This is a genomic window from Streptomyces sp. NPDC079020 (genome assembly GCF_044542225.1).
GTDB lineage: Bacteria > Actinomycetota > Actinomycetes > Streptomycetales > Streptomycetaceae > Streptomyces.
Map to the genome: position 1 here is coordinate 544,093 of NZ_JBITUB010000002.1, position 22,230 is coordinate 566,322.

Annotated in this window: 22 protein-coding genes; 10 read left to right on the forward strand and 12 right to left on the reverse strand. The window is 71.8% G+C overall.

Annotation, left to right across the window (positions count from 1 at the left end):
• Nucleotides 1-372: 372 nt before the first annotated feature.
• Nucleotides 373-645 (forward strand): hypothetical protein, encoded by a 273-nt coding sequence (locus ACIGJO_RS06345; RefSeq protein ID WP_399952847.1) that lies wholly within the window; start codon nucleotides 373-375, stop codon nucleotides 643-645.
• Nucleotides 646-726: 81 nt separating this feature from the next.
• Here the strand turns inward: ACIGJO_RS06345 and ACIGJO_RS06350 are convergent, their stop codons facing one another.
• Entirely contained in the window at nucleotides 727-1,482 is a 756-nt protein-coding gene (locus tag ACIGJO_RS06350; protein WP_266923563.1) for a ferritin-like fold-containing protein, read from the reverse strand.
• Between the two features lie 450 nt (nucleotides 1,483-1,932).
• Here ACIGJO_RS06350 and ACIGJO_RS06355 point away from each other — a divergent pair, with 450 nt between their 5' ends.
• Complete coding sequence (locus ACIGJO_RS06355; RefSeq protein WP_399952850.1) at nucleotides 1,933-4,119, forward strand: DEAD/DEAH box helicase; 2,187 nt, start codon at nucleotides 1,933-1,935, stop codon at nucleotides 4,117-4,119.
• A gap of 102 nt (nucleotides 4,120-4,221) precedes the next feature.
• Complete coding sequence (locus tag ACIGJO_RS06360) at nucleotides 4,222-5,085, forward strand: alpha/beta fold hydrolase (protein WP_399952853.1); 864 nt, start codon at nucleotides 4,222-4,224, stop codon at nucleotides 5,083-5,085.
• 58 nt (nucleotides 5,086-5,143) lie between these two features.
• Here the strand turns inward: ACIGJO_RS06360 and ACIGJO_RS06365 are convergent, their stop codons facing one another.
• Entirely contained in the window at nucleotides 5,144-6,055 is a 912-nt protein-coding gene (locus tag ACIGJO_RS06365; RefSeq protein ID WP_399952856.1) for an NYN domain-containing protein, read from the reverse strand.
• A 212-nt stretch (nucleotides 6,056-6,267) separates the two neighbouring features.
• On the opposite strand from ACIGJO_RS06365, the gene ACIGJO_RS06370 reads away from it, so the two are divergent.
• Complete coding sequence (locus ACIGJO_RS06370; RefSeq protein ID WP_399952859.1) at nucleotides 6,268-6,420, forward strand: hypothetical protein; 153 nt, start codon at nucleotides 6,268-6,270, stop codon at nucleotides 6,418-6,420.
• A 99-nt stretch (nucleotides 6,421-6,519) separates the two neighbouring features.
• On the opposite strand, the gene ACIGJO_RS06375 is transcribed toward ACIGJO_RS06370, so the two are convergent.
• The 3 genes from ACIGJO_RS06375 to ACIGJO_RS06385 form a co-directional block, all read right to left on the reverse strand.
• On the reverse strand, nucleotides 6,520-7,125 hold the full coding sequence (locus ACIGJO_RS06375) for a MarC family protein (RefSeq protein ID WP_266923553.1): 606 nt from the start codon (nucleotides 7,123-7,125) through the stop codon (nucleotides 6,520-6,522).
• Between the two features lie 165 nt (nucleotides 7,126-7,290).
• A complete protein-coding gene (locus ACIGJO_RS06380; RefSeq protein ID WP_399952863.1) occupies nucleotides 7,291-8,157 on the reverse strand; it encodes a PHP domain-containing protein in 867 nt (288 codons plus the stop codon).
• An 84-nt stretch (nucleotides 8,158-8,241) separates the two neighbouring features.
• Nucleotides 8,242-8,919 (reverse strand): DUF6758 family protein, encoded by a 678-nt coding sequence (locus ACIGJO_RS06385; protein WP_399952866.1) that lies wholly within the window; start codon nucleotides 8,917-8,919, stop codon nucleotides 8,242-8,244.
• 157 nt (nucleotides 8,920-9,076) lie between these two features.
• Between ACIGJO_RS06385 and ACIGJO_RS06390 the strand changes: the two genes are divergently transcribed.
• Nucleotides 9,077-10,309, forward strand: coding sequence for an MFS transporter (locus ACIGJO_RS06390; protein ID WP_399952869.1), 1,233 nt, complete (start codon nucleotides 9,077-9,079; stop codon nucleotides 10,307-10,309).
• Nucleotides 10,310-10,369: 60 nt separating this feature from the next.
• On the opposite strand, the gene ACIGJO_RS06395 is transcribed toward ACIGJO_RS06390, so the two are convergent.
• Complete coding sequence (locus ACIGJO_RS06395) at nucleotides 10,370-10,954, reverse strand: suppressor of fused domain protein (RefSeq protein ID WP_399952871.1); 585 nt, start codon at nucleotides 10,952-10,954, stop codon at nucleotides 10,370-10,372.
• A 412-nt stretch (nucleotides 10,955-11,366) separates the two neighbouring features.
• Here ACIGJO_RS06395 and ACIGJO_RS06400 point away from each other — a divergent pair, with 412 nt between their 5' ends.
• Nucleotides 11,367-12,497 carry a magnesium and cobalt transport protein CorA gene (locus tag ACIGJO_RS06400; RefSeq protein ID WP_399952874.1) on the forward strand — a complete coding sequence of 377 codons (1,131 nt, stop codon included), beginning with the start codon at nucleotides 11,367-11,369 and terminating at the stop codon, nucleotides 12,495-12,497.
• Nucleotides 12,498-12,528: 31 nt separating this feature from the next.
• On the forward strand, nucleotides 12,529-13,050 hold the full coding sequence (locus ACIGJO_RS06405) for a hypothetical protein (RefSeq protein ID WP_399952877.1): 522 nt from the start codon (nucleotides 12,529-12,531) through the stop codon (nucleotides 13,048-13,050).
• Nucleotides 13,051-13,074: 24 nt separating this feature from the next.
• Here the strand turns inward: ACIGJO_RS06405 and ACIGJO_RS06410 are convergent, their stop codons facing one another.
• Nucleotides 13,075-13,836 carry a hypothetical protein gene (locus ACIGJO_RS06410; protein ID WP_399952880.1) on the reverse strand — a complete coding sequence of 254 codons (762 nt, stop codon included), beginning with the start codon at nucleotides 13,834-13,836 and terminating at the stop codon, nucleotides 13,075-13,077.
• A 225-nt stretch (nucleotides 13,837-14,061) separates the two neighbouring features.
• Between ACIGJO_RS06410 and ACIGJO_RS06415 the strand changes: the two genes are divergently transcribed.
• The 3 genes from ACIGJO_RS06415 to ACIGJO_RS06425 are packed head-to-tail and all read left to right on the forward strand — an operon-like array spanning nucleotide 14,062 to nucleotide 17,063.
• Nucleotides 14,062-15,336: a magnesium transporter MgtE N-terminal domain-containing protein gene (locus ACIGJO_RS06415; protein WP_399952883.1), complete on the forward strand. Its 1,275-nt coding sequence runs from the start codon at nucleotides 14,062-14,064 to the stop codon at nucleotides 15,334-15,336.
• Nucleotides 15,326-15,886 (forward strand): DUF1003 domain-containing protein, encoded by a 561-nt coding sequence (locus ACIGJO_RS06420; RefSeq protein WP_399952886.1) that lies wholly within the window; start codon nucleotides 15,326-15,328, stop codon nucleotides 15,884-15,886. The genes ACIGJO_RS06415 and ACIGJO_RS06420 overlap by 11 nt, the downstream gene beginning before the upstream one ends.
• Before the next feature lie 43 nt (nucleotides 15,887-15,929).
• Nucleotides 15,930-17,063 (forward strand): Mrp/NBP35 family ATP-binding protein, encoded by a 1,134-nt coding sequence (locus ACIGJO_RS06425; RefSeq protein ID WP_399952889.1) that lies wholly within the window; start codon nucleotides 15,930-15,932, stop codon nucleotides 17,061-17,063.
• A gap of 62 nt (nucleotides 17,064-17,125) precedes the next feature.
• On the opposite strand, the gene ACIGJO_RS06430 is transcribed toward ACIGJO_RS06425, so the two are convergent.
• From ACIGJO_RS06430 to sigE, 5 genes are all read right to left on the reverse strand, one after another.
• Nucleotides 17,126-17,785 carry a hypothetical protein gene (locus ACIGJO_RS06430; RefSeq protein WP_399952892.1) on the reverse strand — a complete coding sequence of 220 codons (660 nt, stop codon included), beginning with the start codon at nucleotides 17,783-17,785 and terminating at the stop codon, nucleotides 17,126-17,128.
• Nucleotides 17,786-17,909: 124 nt separating this feature from the next.
• A complete protein-coding gene (locus ACIGJO_RS06435) occupies nucleotides 17,910-18,398 on the reverse strand; it encodes a sec-independent translocase (protein ID WP_399952895.1) in 489 nt (162 codons plus the stop codon).
• 118 nt (nucleotides 18,399-18,516) lie between these two features.
• The gene (locus tag ACIGJO_RS06440) at nucleotides 18,517-20,289 is read right to left on the reverse strand and encodes a trypsin-like peptidase domain-containing protein (protein WP_399952898.1); all 1,773 of its coding nucleotides are present in this window, start codon (nucleotides 20,287-20,289) and stop codon (nucleotides 18,517-18,519) included.
• An 89-nt stretch (nucleotides 20,290-20,378) separates the two neighbouring features.
• On the reverse strand, nucleotides 20,379-21,380 hold the full coding sequence (locus tag ACIGJO_RS06445; protein ID WP_399952901.1) for an anti-sigma factor family protein: 1,002 nt from the start codon (nucleotides 21,378-21,380) through the stop codon (nucleotides 20,379-20,381).
• Complete coding sequence (gene sigE / locus ACIGJO_RS06450) at nucleotides 21,377-22,138, reverse strand: RNA polymerase sigma factor SigE (RefSeq protein WP_266923502.1); 762 nt, start codon at nucleotides 22,136-22,138, stop codon at nucleotides 21,377-21,379. Before sigE ends, ACIGJO_RS06445 begins: the two co-directional genes overlap by 4 nt.
• Nucleotides 22,139-22,230: the final 92 nt, after the last annotated feature.

Below are 22,230 nucleotides of genomic sequence, written 5' to 3' on the forward strand. Positions count from 1 at the left end.
GCGGGGGGCGCCCCCCGCGGGGGGGGGGGGGGGGGGGGGGGGGGGGGGCCCCCCCCCCCCCGCGGCCCCGGGGGGGGGGGGGGGGGGGGCCCCCCCCCCCCCCGCTTCTCCGTGCTCCCCGGACCGCTTCTCCGCGCTCCCCGGACCGCTTCTCCGCGCTCCCCGGACCGCTTCTCCGCGCTCCCGGGGCCGCTTTCCCCCGGCTCCCCGGGACCGCTTCCCCGGGGCCCGCTGAGCCGGTACCGGTTCCGTGTGCCCCGGGTGCGTTCGGCCGGGTTTCCGCAGCTCGCGGGAGGGTTGCGCCCGGTGACCCACGGGTAGTACCGCCTCGACCGACTTACCCGCCCCGCACAACCCGCGAGGTGATCCTCCGTGATCTGGGAAACCTTCGGCTCCGTCGTGCTCGGACTCGCCCTGTCCTGGGCGGCGCTCCGTTCACTGCCCGGCCGTCTGCCGTCCGGCCGTCCCGTGTTCCTCACCGGCACACTGGGCGCCCTGTTCGGCGCCTATCTGACCCACACGGCGCTGGGCTCCGGCCATGTCCTGGCGACCCTGACCGGCGCGGTGCTCGTCGGGGCGGTGACCCTGTCCCTGCTGATCCGGCCGCGCGGCCGCCGCCTCGGCCGGTCGGCGGCGGCCCAGTAGCCCGGCCCCCCGGCGGTGCGGCCGGGCCCGCCGGGCCGGGGCGGGCCCGCCGGATCAGAGGGACCAGACGGATCAGACGGATCAGGCGGCCAGACCCAGCGCGGCCATCCGCTTGGTGTGGGCCTCGGTGATCCTGGAGAACATCCGTCCGACCTCGGCCAGGTCGAATCCGTCCGCCACACCGCCCACGAGCATCGTCGACAGGGCGTCCCGGTCCGCGACCACCCGCTGGGCCTGGGACAGCGCCTCGCCCATCAGTCGGCGGGCCCACAGCGCGAGCCGGCCGCCGACCCGCGGTTCGGCCTCGATCGCGGCGCGCACCTTTTCGACCGCGAAGTTCCCGTGCCCCGTGTCGTCGAGCACGGCGAGGACGAGCGAGCGGGTGTCGGTGTCGAGCCGGGCCGCGACCTCGCGGTAGAAATCGCTGGCGATCGAGTCACCGACGTACGCCTTGACCAGGCCTTCGAGCCAGTCCGACGGCGCGGTCTGCCGGTGGAAGTCGTCGAGTGCCTTGGCGAACGGCTCCATCGCGGCCGTCGGATCCGTCTCGATCGCGGTGAGCCGGTCCGTCAGCTGCTCGAAATGATGGAATTCGGCGGAGGCCATCTTCGCCAGTTCCGCCTTGTCACCGAGAGTCGGTGCGAGTTTGGCGTCCTCGGCCAGCCGCTCGAAGGCCGCCAGCTCGCCGTAGGCGAGTGCGCCGAGCAGATCCACGACCGCGGCGCGGTACTGCGGCTCGGCGGACGCGGTGGCCCAGTCCTGGGCGGCGATTCCGGTGGGTGCGGGGGATTCGGGCGCTTCGTTGGCGGGTTCAGCGGCGTTGTCAGGCGTCTCCATGGAGCGCACAATAGCCCTCTCGGCGGAGCACCGAGAGGCCCGGCCGACGACGGACATCACACCGTTCCGATGAATTCGCCCAACACACATGCGCGAATCCGGGGTATAGTGGTATTGCGTCTACTGAGCATTTTCCTGTGCCAGGGGCGCGACCTTGAATGAGGATGCCCGGTCGGTGGCCCGATCGGCTCCGACCCGACAGCCCTCCACGCGAGGCGTACGACACGTACGACCGCAGATGAGGGGCCCCCTCAGCGGCACGAGCGCTCGAGCGACGGCAGTGGTCCCGCGCCACCCGGCCCATCCACGGCCGGATGACCAACCCCGGCACGGTACGACCCCCAGCGTTCGCCTCGGACCGCGTCTCACAGAAGAGGCAGCACCCTGACTACGTTCCGCGACCTCGGGATCCTTTCCGAGACGGCCGAAGCCCTTGAGGCGGTCGGCATCATGTCCCCGTTCCCCATCCAGGAGATGACGCTCCCCGTAGCGCTCTCCGGCACCGACGTCATCGGCCAGGCCAAGACCGGCACCGGCAAGACGCTCGGTTTCGGACTGCCGCTCCTGGAGCGCGTCACCGTCCCCGCCGACGTCGAGGCCGGGCGCGCCGCGCCCGAGAAGCTGACCGACGCCCCGCAGGCCCTGGTCGTCGTTCCCACCCGTGAGCTGTGCCAGCAGGTCACCAACGACCTCCTGACCGCCGGCAAGGTCCGCAACGTCCGCGTTCTCGCGATCTACGGCGGCCGTGCCTACGAGCCCCAGGTCGAGGCCCTCAAGAAGGGCGTCGACGTGATCGTCGGCACCCCGGGCCGGCTGCTCGACCTGGCGGGCCAGCGCAAGCTCGACCTGTCCCACATCCGCGCGCTCGTCCTCGACGAGGCCGACGAGATGCTGGACCTCGGCTTCCTGCCCGACGTCGAGCGCATCATCACGATGCTGCCGCCGAAGCGCCAGACCATGCTGTTCTCGGCGACCATGCCCGGCGCCGTCATCAGCCTCGCGCGCCGCTACATGTCGCAGCCCACGCACATCAACGCCACGTCGCCCGACGACGAGGGCTCGACCGTCAAGAACACGGCGCAGTTCGTCTACCGCGCCCACTCGATGGACAAGCCCGAGATGGTCTCGCGCATCCTGCAGGCCGAGGGCCGCGGGCTCGCGATGATCTTCTGCCGTACGAAGCGGACGGCCGCCGACATCGCCGAGCAGCTGGAGAAGCGCGGTTTCGCCTCCGGCGCGGTCCACGGCGACCTGGGCCAGGGCGCGCGCGAGCAGGCGCTGCGCGCGTTCCGCAACGGCAAGGTGGACGTTCTCGTCTGCACCGACGTCGCGGCCCGCGGTATCGATGTCGAGGGTGTGACCCATGTCATCAACTACCAGTCGCCGGAGGACGAGAAGACCTACCTCCACCGCATCGGCCGGACCGGCCGCGCGGGCGCCAAGGGCATCGCGATCACGCTGGTCGACTGGGACGACATCCCGCGCTGGCAGCTCATCAACAAGGCGCTGGACCTGAAGTTCCCCGACCCGCAGGAGACGTACTCCACGTCGCCGCACCTCTTCGAGGAACTCTGCATCCCCGCGGGCACCAAGGGCGTACTGCCCCGTGCCGAGCGCACCCGTGCGGGTCTGCGCGCGGAAGAGGTCGAGGACCTCGGCGAAACGGGCGGCCGCGGCCGCAAGTCCGCCGCGAGCGCACCGGCCCCCGCCCGCGAGGAGCGCGAGCCGCGTACGCGTACGCCGCGTCAGCGCCGTCGCACCCGCAGCGGAGCCACGCTGGAGGAGGGCACCGCCACGGTGCCCGCACCGGCCGGCGAGGCCACCGTCGTCCCTGAGGCCGCCGAGGGTCCGGCGGAGCCGCGTACACCGCGTCGCCGCCGCCGTACCCGGGTAGGTGCCCCCGAGGCCGCCGCCGAGGCCGCTGTGGCCGTGGTGGAGGCCCCCGCGGCACCGGTCGCCGATGTGGCACCAGTCGCCGATGTGGTGAGCGAGGCGGAGCCCGTGGCGGAGAGCAAGCCGCGCCGCCGCCGCACCCGTACCGCCGCCGCGAAGCCGGTGGAGGACGTGGTCACGCAGGCACCTGCGGCCAGGACCCCCGCGGTCGAGGCACCGGCCGTCAAGGCACCGGCCGAGTTCCAGACCGTGGCCGTCGCCGTCGGCTTCGCCGAGCCGGTGGCCGAGCCGGCCGCCAGGCCGCGCCGCCGCGCCCGGGTCGTGAAGCCGGCCGTCGACGAGGTCGACTTCCAGATCGCCCCGGCGTCCGAGCCCGAGCCGGAGACGAAGCCGCGCCGCCGGACCCGTACCGCCGCCGCGAAGCCGAAGACCGAGGCGAAGGCCGAGCCGAAGGCCGAAGCGAAGCCGAAGGCGGACGCCAAGGCGAAGAAGACCACGGCGACGGGGACCACGCGGGCGAAGGCCGTCGCGGAGACCGTGACCGAGGCTCCGGCCGACGAGGCCGAGGCCAAGCCGCGCCGCCGCCGGGCGACCCGCGCGGTCACCGCGACACAGGCCGCGGTGGTCGCCGAGGCCGAGGCCGTGGTGGGCGGGGCCGCCGACGCGGAGGCCCCGGCCAAGCCGCGCCGCCGCCGGGCCACCCGCGCGACGGCCAAGGCCGAGGCGGCCACGACCGAGGGCTGACAGCCGCGCATCGCTCCCGTACGGCCCCGTTCCCGCAGTTCGCGGGAGCGGGGCCGTACGGCTGCCGGGCGTGATACGTACATCCGGGGATAGCCTCGTCGTATGAGCCGGCCGCCCACCTTCACCCCGCCCTCCTGTGCCCGTGCCCGTGTGCTGCGAACCGCACGCGGGGACTTCGCCGTGCTGGATGCCGCACCGCGTACCGGGGCACCCCACTCCACCGCCCTGCTGCTGCCCGGATACACCGGCAGCAAGGAGGACTTCATCGCCCTGCTCGAACCGCTCTGCGACGCCGGGTACCGCGTGGTCGCCGTCGACGGCCGGGGGCAGTACGAGACCCGGGGAACGGACCGTCAGGAGCCGTACGTCCAGGAGGAGTTGGCCCGCGACGTGCTCGCCCAGGCGGCCGCGCTCACCGAGGACGGCGACGGCACTCCCGGCCGTGTCCACCTGCTCGGCCACTCGCTCGGCGGGCAGATCGCCCGCGCCGCCGTCCTGCTCGACGCCACCCCCTTCCGCTCCCTGACGCTCATGTCCTCGGGCCCCGCCGAGGTCGTCGCCGCCCAGCGGGACAAGGTGAAGATGCTCGGCGACGCGCTGTCGGTGATGAGCATGGCCGAGGTGTGGGAGGCGATGCGGGCCCTCGACCCGCCGCAGGACGTGGACACCGGTGACGGCGAGGCGCTGCGCCACCGCTGGCTGCTGCACAGCCCGGCGCAGCTGATCGCCACCGGCGCCCAGCTGGCCGGCGAACCGGACCGGGTGGCGGAACTGGCCGCCCTCGCGCTCCCCGTCCATGTGATCTCCGGCGAGCGCGACGACGTCTGGCCGGTGGAGCAGTTCGACGCGATGGCGCGGCGGCTGGGGGCCCGCCGCACCACGGTCGAGGGCGCCGAGCACTCCCCCAACACGGCCCGGCCGCAGGAGACGGCCGCCGCACTGGCCGCGTTCTGGGACGGCCTCTGACACCCCTTCGGGGCCCCGGTGGCCGGCGTCGCCCGCGCGGCCGGGCCGCGTCAGTGCCTCAGTACTGCGCCTGGAGGTGCTGCCAGAACCCGTCCCGCAGCGCGCGCCGCAGGTGCGCGTGGCCGCGCAGGGAGTGCTGGAGCAGCCGTTCCGCCTCCACCAGCAGGTCCTGGTCGACCGATCCCGGCAGATAGGGGTGTCCGGGCAGCAGGTCGGCGAGGGACTCACGGCCGCGGGCGGAGAGCCAGGTGGCGGCGATCTGCGCGCCGACGAAGCGGACGTCCTCGCGCGAGGGTGCCGGGGTGTCGTCCTCGTACGTGGTGACGGGCCGCCGGGTGACATAGGGGCGGCAGAAGTCGAGGTCGAAGGTGCGCTGGCTGTCGACCTCCCAGAGCAGTGGCTCGGCCTGGTTGCGGCCTTCGGCGGCCTCGATGCCCCAGAGGTGGACGCGGGCGCCGTAGCCCTGGGCCGCCTCGACCGCCGACACCAGGTCCTCGTCGCCGCCGACGAGGGCCGCGTCGCTGATGGCGCGGTGTCTGGCGAGTGATTCGAGGTCGGTGCGGATGAGGGAGTCGACGCCCTTCTGCTGGTTGTTGGCGTTGAGGTTGCCGAGCCGCACCTTGACGTCGGGGAGTTCGGCGATGGACTGCTGCTCCACGGTGTGGATGCGGCGCCGGGCCCCGTCGTACCAGTAGACGCGCAGCAGTCTGCTGTCCGCGAAGATCGTGCGGGCCTTGTCGATGAAGGCCTCGATCAGCCCCTCCGCATCGAGGTCGAAGGAGCGGCGGTCCTCGGTGCCGGTGACGAGCAGGCCGGCCGCCGCGTACACATAGCCCGCGTCCACGAAGATCGCGTGCGTCGAGGGGGTCTTCGACACCTCGGCCAGCACGCGCTGGAGCAGCTGATTGGCGCGGTCCAGGCGGTCCTCGATCTCGGCCCGGCCGAAGGGTTCTGCGTCCGCCTCGTTCATGCGGACCTCATCGTCTGCGCATGCGCAGCCACTGGCGGGTACTTAGACATCCAAAAAATTTCCTTAGCGTAGGGAATGATTTCAGGGGGCAAGCCGTTGTACCCCCTGTGGAGCGCGAGACGCCGATGCCTTGCGCTCTTCATCCTTGCGGACGGGGTCGCCCCGTCCTCCCAGCAGTTCTCCAGCAGGAGGATCAGACGAAGGGAAGCCTTGTGCGCTTCGAGATCATGCGACTCGACGATGTCGACGGTACCGCCGTGGACAGCACCGTCGTGGACGCCGCCTCCGTCAACCGGATCGTGCAGCAGGCCGCGGCAGTGGGCCAGCGCATCTATATCCGCCCGGCCGACAGTCCGGCTTCGTAACGCCTTGTCACGCATTGCGCCGTAAAGACGAAGCGCCCCCGCACGGAAGGTCCGTGCGGGGGCGCTGTGGTGTGCGGGGCGCGTGGTGCGCGCCCGGGATCAGGCGTTCTGGATGACCTGGGTGACGCCGTTGATGATCTGCTGCACGGCGATGGCCGAGAGCATCATTCCGGCGAGCCGGGTCACCAGCACCACGCCGCCGTCCTTGATCACCCGGATGATCAGCAGCGAATAGCGCATGGTCAGCCAGAGCACCACGTGCATGGCGACGATCGCCGACCAGACCGAGACCTGGCCGCCCACCCCGTCCGCGTGCTGCACCGCCAGGATGACCGAGACGATCGCGCCGGGCCCGGCCAGCAGCGGCATGCCCAGCGGTACGAGCGCGACGTTGACGTCCTTGGTCTGGGTCGGCTCATCGGTCTTGCCGGTCAGCAGGTCCAGCGCGATGAGCAGCAGGAGCAGCCCGCCCGCGATCATCAGCGCGGGCACGGAGACATGCAGATAGTCCAGGATCTGCTGGCCGAGCAGACCGAAGACGGCGATCACCCCGAAGGCGACCATGACCGCCTGGAGCGCCATTTTGCGCTGCACCTTGGCGGGGCGGCCCGCGGTGAGCGCGAGGAAGATCGGAGTGATTCCGGGCGGATCCATAATCACAAAAAGCGTGAGAAAAAGGGATCCGAAGACAGCGACGTCGAACACAGTGAGCCTTGCGAGGAGAGAAGCGGGCGGTACGGGGAGTGTGCGGCCGCGGGCCGGGGCAGCCTCAGCGGCGGCCGGGGCCTGCCGCATGACGGCGGCCGGGCGCGCGGGAGCGGTGTGCGGTGGGTGCGGTACGGATTCGTGCGCGAGCGCGCGAACGGGGGACTACGAGTGGCCGGTTCCGCCGGCGCCCGGCACCGGGAAGGCTCCCGTGGCGCGCCGGGTGATCTCGCCGTAGATCTCGGGGTCGGTCGTGTACTCGCCGAGCCGGACGGTCTTGCGGGTGCCGTGGTAGTCGCTGGACCCGGTCGTCAGCAGTCCCAGTTCACGGGCGAGCCCGCGCAGCCGGGCCCTGGTGGGCTCGTCGTGGTCCATGTGGTCGACCTCGATGCCGTCGAGCCCCGCGGCGGCGAGCCGGGCGATCGCGGACTCGGGCACCACGGCGCCGCGCTTCACGGCGGCCGGGTGGGCGAAGACGGTGACGCCGCCCGCCGCCCGGACCAGCCGGATCGCGTCGAACGGGTCGAGTTCGTGTTTCTCGGCGTACGCCCGTCCGCCGTCCGCGAGCCAGTCGGGCGTGAAGGCGTCGGAGACGGTCTCGACGACACCGAGTTCGACGAGCGCGGTGGCCACGTGCGGCCGGCCGACCGAACCGTCCCCGGCGATGCGGGCGACCTGCTCCCAGGTCACCGGGACACCCAGCGCCTGGAGTTTGCGGACCATCTCCTGGGCGCGCGGCACCCGGTCGTCCCGTACCAGCTCGCGTTCGCGGGCCAGCTCGGGCTCCTCGGGATCGAAGAGGTACGCCAGCATGTGCAGGCCCACGCCGTCGAGCTTGCAGGAGAGTTCCGCGCCGGTGACCAGGGTGAGCCCCTCGGGCAGGGCGTCGATGGCCTCCCGGTGTCCGCCGACGGTGTCGTGGTCGGTGAGCGCGATGACATCGAGCCCCGCGGCCGCGGCGGCCGCCGTCAGTTCGGCGGGGGTGTCCGTGCCGTCCGACGCGGTGGAGTGGGTGTGCAGATCTATGCGCACGACGCGTACTCCAGAACTCGCGGGGACAGGACGGGGAAAAGTGACAGGTGTGGCCGGACGGGTCGCTCAAGGATAACCGCCCCCCTATACCCCGGCGGCCCCCTGCCGGGGAGGGCCGCCGGAAGCGTTGAGCAGCCGGGGTGTGAGCGCCCCGCACGGGACGAGGTCCGACTCCCCCCCGGCGTCACGCAGATCGGTCAGTACCAGTTCGTCGTGGAGCAGCAGCCCCGCCTGTTCGGGCCAGACGATCGCCCAGAGCCACAGCCCCCGCGCCTCACCGGCGAAGACCGCCCGGTCCTCCGGGGCACCCCTGACGTGCCACAGAGGGGTGGGGCGTCCGGCGGCCAGGACCTTGGCGTCGGGCCGTCCGTCGACGCACAGACGCGGGCCGGGGTCGGGTCCTTCGATCCCCGCGTAGCGCGCACCGAGGCCGACGCCCAGTTCCTCGGCGACGAGCAGCAGCTCGCCCATGCCGCCGAGCGGCCCCGGGCCGGAGCAGGCGACGACGGTCGCGCGGCCTCCGCTGCGGTCGTCCCCCGCGGACGCGACCCCCGTGAACAGCCACCCCACCGGGAGCGGCCAGGGCATCCAGACGGGCACCTGCGCGCGGTGCACGACCACGCCGAGCGCCTCGACGCTGGGCGGGATCACCGGCTGCAGCGGATGGATCTGACCATGCGCAGGGCACTGCCAGGAGTCGGCGAAGAGACCGGGCGCCCTGACCCGGCCACCGCACTTCGGGCAACTGGGTTCGCCCCTCATAACCGCCAACGGTCCTCCGCGGACCTCCCCGCGTCAAGGACGATCACCCGTCCGCAGCGTGGCTCTCGTCCGCAAAAATAGATGTAGCTTGCACTTATTAGGCGCTCTAACTTATTCTGTGTATAACACAACGATCTAGTGGAGAGCGAGAGAACCCATGCCGGGAGAGGATCCGTTCGACGAGGGGGCGTCAAGCATCCTGCGCCAGCCCAAGGCCGTGTGGGCGACCGCGGGCGCGTCCGTCGTCGCGTTCATGGGGATCGGTCTGGTGGACCCGATCCTGCCGTCCATCGCCAAGGGGCTCGAAGCGACGCCCAGTCAGGTGTCGCTGCTGTTCACCTCGTACTTCCTGATCACCGCGGTCGCGATGCTCGTCACCGGCTTCGTCTCCAGCCGGATCGGCGGCCGCCGGACACTGTTGACCGGCCTCGCCCTGGTCGTCGTCTTCGCCGCGCTCTCCGGGACCTCGTCCTCCGTCGCCGAACTGGTCGGCTTCCGGGCGGGCTGGGGCCTGGGCAACGCGCTCTTCGTCTCCACCGCGCTCGCGGTGATCGTCGGCGCGGCGGCCGGCGGCAGCGCCGCCGCGATCCTGCTGTACGAGTCGGCGCTCGGCCTCGGCATGGCGTGCGGGCCGCTGCTCGGCGCGCTGCTCGGGGACGCCAGCTGGCGCTACCCCTTCTTCGGCACCGCGGCCCTGATGGCGATCGGCTTCCTGTGCATCGCCGCCTTCCTCCGCGAACAGCCCAGGCCCGCGCGGAAGACGTCCCTGCTGGACCCGCTCAAGGCGCTCGGCCACGGCGGTCTCGCCTCGGTCGCGGCCTCGGCGTTCTTCTACAACTACGCGTTCTTCACGATCCTGGCCTTCACCCCGTTCGTGCTGAACATGACCCCGTACAAGTCGGGGGCGGTGTTCTTCGCCTGGGGCCTGCTGCTCGCGGTCTTCTCGGTGCTCGTCGCCCCGCGGCTGCAGAAGCGCTTCGGCTCGCTGAAGGTGGTCGGCGCCTCGCTGGTACTGCTCGCCGCCGACCTGCTGATCCTCGGATACGGCGACCACACCACGGCCATCGTCTGCACGATCGTCTCCGGTGCCTTCATCGGCATGAACAACACCGTCTACACGGAGCTGGCGCTCGGCGTCTCCGACGCGCCGCGTCCGGTGGCGAGCGCCGGGTACAACTTCGTCCGCTGGTTCGCCGCGGCCGCCGCACCCTTCCTCGCCCCGAAGATCGAGGAGTGGAGCGACATCCACATCCCGTTCGTCGTCGCCGCGCTCGCCGCGCTGGCCGGAGCGGCCGTCGTCCGGATCCGGCGCACGGCGCTGACGCACGAGGCCCGGGAGCTGGAGCCGAAGCACGCCACCGAGGACGGCGTCACGGCCTTCGCCGGCTGACCGGCGTACGCGGGCGGGCCGGGCCCCGGGGACGGGCGGGTGCGCCCCCGGGGCCGCGGTTCAGTCCAGCACCACGGACGTACGCAGCGGATCCCGCAGGTCCGTCCCGTGCGACAGCCAGCGCTCCTGGAGCTCCTGCGCCCCCCGCACCCGCTTCCAGGCGGCCTCGTTGTGCGTCATCGGCAGCAACGGCAGGAAGCGCACCGGCTCACACGGCTCGTCCAGTTCCAGATCCTCGACCAGTCCGCCCGGCTCCGCGACCAGCACCGAGCTGAACGGCGCCCCCGTCCACAGCGGCTGCCCGAGGTCCAGCGAGGCGCCCGGGGCCACGATCAGCCCCTCCACCTGCGGGGAGGCGGCCAGCACGGCGAGCGGACGCAGCACCTGGTCGGTGTCGGCGAGCCCCGCCCGTACCGACAGGACGAGTTCGGCCCGGGGGCCCTTCACCGGATCGGCGAGCGGCGAGGTGGGATCGGCCATCGGCTGGGCGGACATGCCGAGCGTGGCGTAGCGCACCACGTCACCGTCGATGAAGCGGAGCACCTCGATGCGGTCGGTACCGAGGAACGTCACACCGGCGCGTGCCTCGGGCTCGCCCAGGGCCGTCCGCAGCCGCGCCTCGACCAGCGCAAGAATTTCTCCCATGCGGCGAGCATAGAGCGCGTATCGAATGGGCAAAGTAAGGGATTGGGCCTTGGGCGGCTGATAGCCTGGCCGCCGGTCGGGACAGCGCGCAGAAGCGTCGCTCTCTCAGTCCCGACGACACGTCGTCCCTCACGGGGGACCGGCCGGAGGAGGTGGGGACTGCCATGGATCCAAGTCGACCGTGCAGTACCGCCCGCTCTTCCGCACGACGCCTTCCCCCGGTGATCTGACCCCTTCGCGGTCAAGACCCCACGGCAGTTCGCACCACGGAAGAGCCTTTCGTTTTTGCCTGTCTGTAGCGAATGCCGTCATCGCGCCCGCGCGGTGCCGCCCGCTTTGCGGACGTGAGCACACGTCCCCATTCCGGGCTGTTCCACGCCCCGCCGACGGCCCTCCGTGAAGGAGTCAGCCCATGTCGATGATCCGCGACCTGCGCGCCGCCGTGCGCCCGTCCCTGCGCCCGTCCCTCCGCAAGAACAGCGCTCCCTACAGCGGTGGTTACGACACCACCCGCGACCCCTCCGCCTCCAGCGCGGTCGTCGACTGCGCGGTCTACCGCGACGGACGGCGCATCGAGGCGTCCGCCTGCCCGACCCCGCACGAGGCGATGCTCCGGGTGCGGGAGAGCGGCGGCTTCGCGTGGATCGGCCTGCACGAGCCGACGGAGGAGGAATTCGCCGTCATCGCACGGGAGTTCGGCCTTCACCCGCTCGCCGTGGAGGACGCCGTCCACGCCCACCAGCGTCCCAAGCTGGAGCGTTACGACGACACCCTGTTCACCGTCTTCAAGACCATCCACTACGTCGAGCACGCCGAACTGACCGCGACCAGCGAGGTCGTCGAGACCGGCGAGGTGATGTGCTTCACCGGCCGGGACTTCGTCATCACCGTCCGGCACGGCGGGCACGGCTCGCTGCGCGCCCTGCGCCGCCGCCTCCAGGACGACCCGGAACTGCTCGCCAAGGGCCCCTCCGCCGTACTGCACTCGATCGCCGACCATGTCGTCGACGGCTACATCGCCGTGGCCGAAGCCGTGCAGGACGACATAGACGAGGTGGAGATCGATGTCTTCTCCAGCCCGGCGAAGGGCAGCCGGCGCGGCTCCGACGCGGGCCGGATCTACCAGCTCAAGCGCGAGGTGATGGAGTTCAGGCGGGCCGTCTCGCCGCTGCTGCGCCCGATGCAGCTGCTGAGCGAGCGCCCGATGCGGCTGATCGACCCCGACATCCAGAAGTACTTCCGTGACGTGGCCGACCACCTCGCCCGGGTCCATGAGGAGGTCATCGGCTTCGACGAGCTGCTGAACTCGATCCTCCAGGCCAATCTGGCGCAGGCGACCGTCACCCAGAACGAGGACATGCGCAAGATCACGTCCTGGGCGGCCATCGTCGCGGTCCCGACGATGATCTGCGGCGTCTACGGCATGAACTTCGACCACATGCCCGAGCTGCACTGGAAGTACGGCTACGCAATGGTGATGGGCGTCATCGGGGTGGTCTGCTTCTCCATCCACCGCATCCTCAAGCGCAACGGCTGGCTCTGAGCACACCGGCCCGGTCCCATAGAGTGCGGCCATGACTGCTGCTGCTGACGTGCTGCTGGACCGGGCCCTCGTCGAGGAGGCCACGAAGAAGTCCGGTCTGGTCTGGGTACGGGGCACCGGGCCCGCCCGTGCGCTGTGGCACGTCTGGCACGAGGGCGCGGCCCATCTCGTCGGCGACGGCCCCGGTGAACAGCCCTTCCCGCCCGGGATCACCGACGGGGCCACCGCCGAGGTCACCGTACGGAGCAAGGACAAGGGCGGCCGTCTCGTCGTCTGGACCGCCGCGGTCGCCGTGCTCGCACCGCACTCCGATGAGTGGGAGGCCGCGGTCGCCGAGCTCAAGGGCAAGCGGCTGAACGCGCCGGACGCCGAGCTGATGACCGAACGCTGGGCGCGCGAGTGCGCGGTGGTACGGCTGACGCCCGGCGAGATCCGGACCGGGCTGCCGGACACCTCGCTCGCCGCGCCCCCGCTGCCGACCGGGGCGACCACCCGCCGGCCGGTGCCGGACGCCCTCCCCCGGCTGCTGCTGAAGCGCCGCCGCAGGAGCTGACGCGGCGCCCCGCCGGGATGCGGCTCAGCCCGAGGACTTCGGGAGCTGGCCGCCGTAGTCGACGGTGTCGTCCTCGGCCGGCGCCTCCAGTGCGAAGGGCTTGTTCCAGTCCTGGAGGCGGATGGTGCCCCCGCCGCCGCCGCGTGCGAAGCGCACCGGGTACGGCTTGCCCTCCAGGGCGACATCGAGCGCGCCGCCCTCGCCCTTTCCGCCGTAGATCTGGATCGTGCGGACCCCGGAGACGGTGTCCCGGTCGCCCTTGTCGACCTTGCCGTGCAGCGAGAGCAGGCCGTCGAGCAGGATCTCCTTGTCCGTGAAGCCGCGCAGCTGCTTGTACGTGGGGTCGCCCTCGGGGACCTTCACGTACTTGCCGTCGAGCTTCTCGGCGGCCGCCCGGTCGGCGGCCGAGCCCTGGTCGCTCTCCTCGTGGTTCCAGAAGGCGGAGTCGGCCTTGAGGAAGAGCTCGTCACCGACCCGGAGCAGCACGAAGGTGCTCTTCCCCGAGGTGACGGAGCCTGAGCCGCCCTCCTCGTTGAGCTGCATGTCGAGGGTGTACGTGCCGCCCTTGCTGACGAGCTTGCCCGCGAGCCGCACCGCGTCCGCCGCGTCCGCCGCCGTTCTGGTCCTCGTCTCGATCTCGGCGGCCGGGAGTCTGCCGACGCCGTTCGTCCCCTTGTCCGGGTCCTCGCCCGCGCATGCCGTGAGGGCTGCGGTGAGCCCGGCACAGAGCACGACGGCGAGAGCGGTCCGGCGGCGGTTCCGGACGGCTGGGGCAACGGAGGTCACGGGCGCACTGCCTCTCATCTGCATGTCGGGGGTGGCAGACGGCAGCGTACCCGGGACATCCGGGTCCTCCGGCAGGGAGCCGGAGCGCCGGGTCCGCCGGGGCGGACCGGCGCGGTACGGGCTAGCCTGATCCCGGCATAACGGCGCAATCGAACCGGCCGGCACGCGTGTGCCGCCCGTGCGCGCGTCACGGACGGACACCGGCGGGCGAAGGAGGCGCATCGGATGGCGGCAGGCGCCCCCAGGGTCTTCGTCTCACATCTCTCCGGTGTGCCGGTCTTCGACCCCAACGGCGACCAGGTCGGCAAGGTCCGCGATCTGGTGGCGATGCTGCGGGTCGGCGGACGCCCGCCGAGGCTGCTGGGCCTGGTCGTCGAGGTGCTCAGCCGGCGGAGGATCTTCCTGCCGATGACCCGGGTGACGGGGGTCGAGTCGGGCCAGGTCATCACCACGGGCGTGGTCAACATGCGGCGCTTCGAACAGCGGCCCACCGAACGTCTGATCCTCGGTGAATTCCTGGACCGGCGGGTCCGGCTGGTGGAGTCCGGCGAGGAGGTCACCGTCCTCGACGTGGCGATCCAGCAGCTGCCGGCCCGCCGCGACTGGGAGATCGACAAGTACTTCGTCCGCAAGGGGCGCGGCGGGGCGCTGCGCCGCAAGGGCGAGACACTGACGGTGGAGTGGTCGGCGGTCAGCGGTTTCTCGCTGGACGAGCACGGCCAGGGCGCCGAGAGCCTGGTCGCCACGTTCGAGCGGCTGCGGCCCACCGATGTGGCCAACGCCCTGCACCACCTCTCCCCCAAGCGCCGCGCCGAGGTCGCCGCCGCGCTGGACGACGACCGGCTCGCCGATGTCCTGGAGGAGCTGCCCGAGGACGACCAGGTGGAGATCATCGGCAAGCTCCAGGAGGAGCGGGCCGCCGACGTCCTGGAGGCGATGGACCCGGACGACGCGGCCGACCTGCTCTCCGAGCTGCCCGAGGAAGACAAGGAACGGCTGCTCGCGCTGATGCGGCCGGACGACGCGGCCGATGTGCGCCGTCTGTTGTCGTACGAGGAGCGCACCGCGGGCGGGCTGATGACGACCGAGCCGATCGTGCTGCGGCCGGACGCGACGGTGGCCGACGCGCTCGCCCGGGTCAGGCAGTCGGACCTGTCGCCGGCGCTGGCCGCGCAGGTGTACGTCTGCCGGTCGCCGGACGAGACCCCGACCGGCAAGTACCTGGGCACGGTGCACTTCCAGCGGCTGCTGCGCGATCCGCCGTTCACCCTGGTCAGCTCGATCGTCGACAGCGACCTCGTACCGCTGTCCCCGGACACCCCGCTGCCGACCGTGACCAGCTATCTGGCGGCGTACAACCTGGTCTCGGTGCCCGTCGTGGACGAGAGCGGCTCGCTGCTCGGCGCGGTGACCGTCGACGACGTACTGGACCACCTGCTGCCCGACGACTGGCGCGAGACGGACTTCCACGGCGAGGAGGGGATCAGCCATGGCGGGTGAGGAGCGTTCGAAGGCCGCGTCGACGGGCTCCTCGGGCATCGTGCGCCCCCCTCGGAACCGGATCGACCAGCCGAAGGACCCGCGGCGCAAGCTGCTGCCGGAGTACGACCCGGAGGCGTTCGGCCGGTTCTCGGAGCGGATCGCCCGCTTCCTGGGCACCGGACGGTTCATCGTCTGGATGACGCTGATCATCATCATCTGGGTGGTGTGGAACATCTTCGCGCCGCGCGCCCTGCGGTTCGACGAGTACCCGTTCATCTTCCTGACGCTGATGCTCTCCCTCCAGGCCTCGTACGCCGCACCGCTGATCCTGCTCGCGCAGAACCGGCAGGACGACCGGGACCGGGTCACCCACGAGCAGGACCGCAAGCAGAACGAGCGCTCCATCGCCGACACCGAATACCTCACCCGGGAGATCGCCGCGCTGCGGATGGGTCTGGGCGAGGTCGCCACCCGGGACTGGATCAGGTCGGAACTCCAGGACATGGTGAAGGACATGGAGGACCGCCAGGTGCTCGTCCGGGCGGAGAGTGACGAAGGCGACCGCTGAGGGGTTACCCGCGCGTACGCCCCTGCGCCGTACCATCGTCCTCATGGCTACGGAAGACGCGGTGCGTGAAGCACTGGCGACAGTGAACGACCCGGAGATCCACCGTCCGATCACCGAACTGGGCATGGTGAAATCGGTCGAGATCGATGCTGACGGTGTAGTCGCTGTCACGGTGTATCTCACGGTCTCCGGCTGCCCGATGCGCGAGACGATCACCAGGAACGTGACCGACGCGGTCGCCCGGGTCGAGGGCGTCTCGCGCGTGGACGTCACGCTCGACGTGATGAGCGACGAGCAGCGCAAGGAGCTGGCGTCCTCGCTGCGCGGCGGCACCGCCGAGCGCGAGGTGCCGTTCGCCCAGCCCGGCTCGCTGACCCGGGTGTACGCGGTCGCCTCCGGCAAGGGCGGCGTCGGCAAGTCCTCGGTGACGGTGAACCTCGCGGCGGCGATGGCGGCCGACGGGCTCAAGGTGGGCGTCGTGGACGCGGACATCTACGGGCACAGCGTGCCCCGGATGCTCGGCGCGGACGGCCGGCCGACCCAGGTCGAGAACATGATCATGCCGCCGTCCGCGCACGGCGTGAAGGTCATCTCCATCGGTATGTTCACCCCGGGCAACGCCCCCGTGGTCTGGCGCGGACCGATGCTGCACCGCGCGCTCCAGCAGTTCCTCGCCGATGTGTACTGGGGCGACCTGGACGTCCTGCTGCTCGACCTGCCGCCGGGCACGGGTGACATCGCGATCTCCGTGGCACAGCTCGTGCCGAACGCGGAGATCCTCGTCGTCACGACCCCGCAGCAGGCGGCGGCCGAGGTCGCCGAGCGGGCCGGCTCCATCGCCGTTCAGACCCACCAGAAGATCGTCGGCGTCGTCGAGAACATGTCGGGCATGCCGTGCCCGCACTGCGACGAGATGGTCGATGTGTTCGGCTCCGGCGGCGGTGCGCGGGTCGCTGAGGGCCTGACGAGGACGGTCGGCGCCGAGGTGCCGGTGCTGGGCTCCATCCCGATCGACGTACGGCTGCGCGAGGGCGGCGACGAGGGCAAGCCGGTGGTCCTGTCCGACCCCGACTCCCCGGCCGGCAGCGCGCTGCGGTCCATCGCGGGCAAGCTGAGCGGCCGTCAGCGCGGCCTGTCCGGCATGTCGCTGGGCATCACGCCCCGCAACAAGTTCTGACAGCACGGCGGCCGGGGTACGGCGGGTGGTCGTCCCGTCGTACCCCGGCCGCCGGTGGGCCTCTAGGCGTACGTGGTGATGTCGCCGACCACCGCGAAGCCCAGACCGTACGCGCTCATCCCCCGCCCGTACGCCCCGAGGTGCACGCCGTCGTGCGCCGATCCGGCCAGCACCCAGCCGAACTCGGACTCGCGGTAGTGGAACTCCACCGGTACGCCGTCCACCGGCAGCGAGAGCTTCGACCAGGGCGGGCCGCCGAGGTCGTCGGCCAGCTCGAACGCCGTCTCGGTCTGCTGGTCCAGCCAGTCGTCCCGCAGCGCGTGGTCCAGCTGCGGCGGCCAGGTGTACGCCAGCAGGCCGGAGCCCGCCAGCCAGGCCGCCGAGGAGACCGTGGTGGCGTCCAGCACGCCCGTACCGTCACCGCTGCGCCGCACAGGGCTGCTGGCCACCGTCACGACGACCGCGAAGCGCTCCTTCTCCGTGCGGGCGTCGGACCGCAGCGAGGGCTCGTCACCGTGTCCGGTGGACCCGTGCTGCACGGTGCCGTCCGCGGCGGTGCCGACCTGCATCAGCCAGCGCGGCCCGGTGAAGGCCTCGTCCAGCCCGTACCAGGGGAATGGCGCCCGCAGATAGCCCTCGACCGTACGCCGGGCCGCCGGCACCCCCTCTGCGGTGACTGTGCTGGGCGCACCTTCCGCGCCTACCCGACTTGTCGTCTCCATCTGCCCGGCCGCCTCCTCGATCTGTCGCGGTCCGGAGCGGCCCGCCCCCCGCGGGCTCGGGCGTCTCGCAACCGGACAGATGGAGAATAGCCATACCGTACGGACGAGTCGGGATTGACCGGTCTCAGGTGGCGTCGGCGTCGAAGGGCGGGCGCTCGTCCTTGACGGGCTGCGCGGGCTTCTTGAGCAGGTCAGGCGTGGTGGAGACACCGCTCGCCGTGCCGCCCGACGACTCCTTCGCCGATCCGTTCGCCGCACTGGTGGCGGAGGAGGCCGACGCGCTCTCGCGCCCGTTCACCGCGTCGGTGACCTCGGCCATCTCCTTGCGCAGGTCGAAGCTCTCGCGGATCTCCTTCAGCCCCAGGTCGTCGTTGCCGTCCATCAGCTGCTTGCGGACGAACGTCTTGGGGTTCAGGTCCTCGAACTCGAAGTCCTTGAACTGCGGGCCGAGCTCCGAGCGGATGTCTTCCTTGGCGCTGTCCGAGAACTCGCGGATCTTGCGGATGGTGCGCGTGACGTCCTGGATGACCTTCGGAAGCTTGTCGGGACCGAAGACCAGCACGGCGAGAACGATGAGCGTCAGCAGCTCCAGTGCGCCTATGTCATTGAACACCTAGCTGCTCCTCGTGTTCTCCGCGTGTTCTCCGTGTGTTCCCTGCCAGGCCGGATGAGGGCCCGGACCGCTCAAAGGTACCTGGCGAAGCTGTCCGGGCGGTACCTTCCGGTGACCGTTACGTGCCGCTCGCGGAGCCGAGCGTCAAAGTCATGGACAGGTCTTTACCACCGCGGGTCAGCCGGAGGTTCAGCTTGTCACCGGGCCGGTGGGCGCGGATCTTCACGATCAGCTCCTCGCCGCTGTGCACCCGCTGGCCCTCCACCTCGTGGATGACGTCGCCGGGCTTGATGCCCGCCTTGGCCCCGGGGCCGTCGGCGGTGACCGCGGGGCCGCCGTCCGCGCCCTTCGCCCCGACCTTCGCCCCGTCACCGGTGTACTTCATGTCCAGGGTGACGCCGATCACGGGGTGGGTCGCCCTGCCCGTGTTGATCAGCTCCTCGGCGACCCGCTTGCCCTGGTTGATCGGTATGGCGAAGCCGAGGCCGATGGAACCGGACTGGCCGCCCTCGGGTCCGGCGCCGGTGTCGGCCGCGCGGATGGCGCTGTTGATGCCGATGACATGGGCCCGGGCGTCGACCAGCGGGCCGCCGGAGTTGCCGGGGTTGATCGGGGCATCGGTCTGGAGCGCGTCGACATAGCTGATGTCGGTGCCGTCGCCCTTCTCGCCGCCCGCGGTGATCGGCCGCTGCTTGGCGCTGATGATGCCGGAGGTGACCGTGTTCGACAGGTCGAAGGGGGCGCCGATGGCCACCACCGGGTCACCCACCTGCACATTGTCGGAGTTGCCGAGGGGCAGCGGCTTGAGCCCGGAGACTCCGGTGACCTTGACGACGGCCAGGTCGTAGCCGCTGTCCTTGCCGACGATCTCGGCGGCCGCCGTCTCGCCGCCGCTGAACGTCACGGTGATGTCGCCGCTGGAGCCGGCCGGGGAGACGACGTGGTTGTTGGTGAGGATGTGGCCCTTGTCGTCGAGGACGAAGCCGGTGCCGGTGCCGGACTCGGCGGAACCGCTGACATGCAGGGTGACCACGCTGGGCAGGGCGCTGGCGGCGATCCCCGCGACGCTGTCGGGGGCCCGGCCGCCGTTGTCCCGGCCCGCCTGCGGCAGCTCGACGCTGGTCAGGCCGCCGTTGCGCTCGATGTACGCGCCGATCCCGCCGCCGATGCCGCCCGCGACCACCGCCAGCAGAACGGCCCCGATCAGGACCGTGCCGCGGCGGCTCTTCCGGCGCCCGGCGGGTTCGGTCCCGAGCGGGGGTCCCTGCTGGGTCAGCGGCTGCCGCTGCGCGCCCCAGGGGTCGTACTGGAGCCACTGGGAGGGGGCCTGCTGCCCGGTCTGCTGGTGCGGGACCTGCTGCGTGACCGGCTGCGGTCCGTGCGGACCGGGGTGCTGGGGCTGCTGGTGGGGCGGGAGGTGCTGCGGCGGGGTCTGGGTCTGTGTTCCGCCCGGCACCGGACCGGGTGGCGGACCCGGGTCGACGGCGGTGGGAGCCGCGTGCGTGCCGGTGTACTGCGGGGGGACGGGGGTGCCGTGCGCCGGGGTCGGCACCGGCCGCTGCACGGGCGGCGCGGGCGCCCACGGACCGGGACCGCCGTACGGCGGGGTGCTGTACTCGTCGGGTTCGTGCAGGGGCTTCATCGCGGCGGCCGGCCGCGGCGGCTCCTCGGCGGGGCGGGCCGGCGGTCCGGCGGGGGCGGAACGCTCATCGGCCGTCGCCGGGCGCTCCACCGCCACGTCGTCCGCCGGTTCCGGGGCGCCCGGGGCGCTCGCGGCGTCCTCGGCGTCCGCGACGGGTGATACGCCTTCCGGTTCCCCGCGGTCGTCGCGGCCCGGGGTGGGGCGGCTCCACCACTTCGCCTTCGGCCCGGTGGGCTTCCCGTCGTCCATGCTCTCCCCGCAACTGGCCTCTGTACGCCCCCACCGAGGCGTCCCTCCCGGAATTCAACCAGGTTTGCGAATCCTCGCGCAGGGTCCCGTCAGCGGCGGGAGGAATGCGGCAGTGCGTGATCGTTGGTCGGCATGGCCGAGGCCTGCGCCGAGGGCAGCGCCGGCTTCGGTGCCGGAGTGCTGCCGGGCGCGGTGGCGAGCAGCGGGGTGGTGCCGGTCGGGCGTATCAGCGGCGACAGAGCCACATTCAGGACGGGAAGGGCGAACGAGTGCCCGGTGAGCGGCGCGGCGCCGAGCAGCGAGGGCACCGCCACGAGGACCGGTGGTGCGGGCGTGGCCGCGAGTGCCGGAGCGACCGGGGCCGCCGTGCCGCCGGTGGCCGGACCGTCGCCGTTCAGGGCGAGCGCGCCACCGCCGCTGCCCCGGCGGCTGGCCGCGGAATTACTGGCGTCGGCGCGGGCGTCGGCGTCGATCGGGGTCACGCTGCTGCCCCCGCCCTCGGCACGGAGCGCGCTGTCGGGCGCGGAGTCCAGCGGCAGGGTGCCGCCGAGCGCGATGGCGGCCAGCGAGACCGCGCTGGCCGCGGCGAAGGCGAACCTCCGGCCGCGCCAGGGCGACCGGTCGGCGTCACGGGCCACGTCGTGGATGCGGAAGGCGCCGCGCGCACCGCCGCCCGGCAGGACCGCGGTGGAGCCGTGCGCGGTGGGAAGGAAGCCGAAGGTGTCCAGGGGCGAGCTGCCCTTGGCCGTGTCCGCACGGCTGCTGCCGGAGGGACGCATCGGGGGGAAGAACTCGTCGGCGAAGCGTCCGCCGCCGCCGAACGGTCCGCCCGGTCCGCCGTCTCCGCCGCTGGGACCCCCGGGAAGGCCCTGGAGGCGGGCCAGGAACCCCTCGGAGGGCGAGGGTGAGGCCGACATGGCAAAGGCGCTCTTCAGCCGCCGCTGGGCGTCGGCCTCGGCCTTGCACTTGGGACACGTGGCCAGATGGGCCAGGACCCGCTCACGGGCGTCATGTTTCAGCTCGCCGTCGACAAGCGCGGCAAGCCGGTCCCCCAGATGCTGCTCCGCGGGTGTCGGGCCTGTGCCACTCACGCCGTTCCGCCCTCCCCTGCCAGGACCGCGCCCGCCAGGGAGCGCTGCTCGGCGCGGGCCTCGGGCGAACGGTGCTTGAGCGCCTTGCGCAGGTGCGAGCGGCCGCGGTGGATACGGCTGCGCACGGTGCCGAGCTTCACGCCGAGCGTCGCGGCGATCTCCTCGTAGCTGAGCCCCTCGATGTCGCAGAGCACCACCGCCGCTCGGAACTCGGGCGCCAGGGTGTCCAGGGCCTGCTGCACGTCGGCGTCGAAATGGGTGTCGTTGAAAACCTGCTGCGGGGACGGCTCACGGCTCGGCAGCCGCTCGGCGGCGTCATCGCCCAGGGAGTCGAAACGGATCCGCTGCTTGCGGCGGACCATGTCCAGGAAGAGGTTGGTCGTGATGCGGTGCAGCCAGCCCTCGAACGTGCCGGGCGTGTAGGTCGACAGCGAACGGAACACCCGGACGAAGACTTCCTGGGTGAGGTCCTCGGCATCGTGCTGGTTGCCCGTCAGCCGGTAGGCAAGGCGGTACACACGTCCGCTGTGCGTGCTGACGATCTCTTCCCATGAGGGCGGGGTCCACGCCTGGGAGTCCGCATCTGAGGCGAAGGTCGCGGTCGTTGCGGAGTCGTTGGAAGAACGGTCAGCAATGTTGGTCACGGATTTCGGCTCACCCGCCGGCCCGAGGAAGCGCCGCAGCACTCCTCTCCGGTCCACAGGCGCAGCCGCACCTCCCCTATCGGCTCTGGTGGTGTCCAGTGGAGCCCCTACCATAGCCACCTCGCCCGTTAGCTCCGGATAAGCCTTTTTCCTGCTGGGGTCGGGCGTCGCCCGGGAACTTCCGGCGCACGGCCGCGGGCCCGATC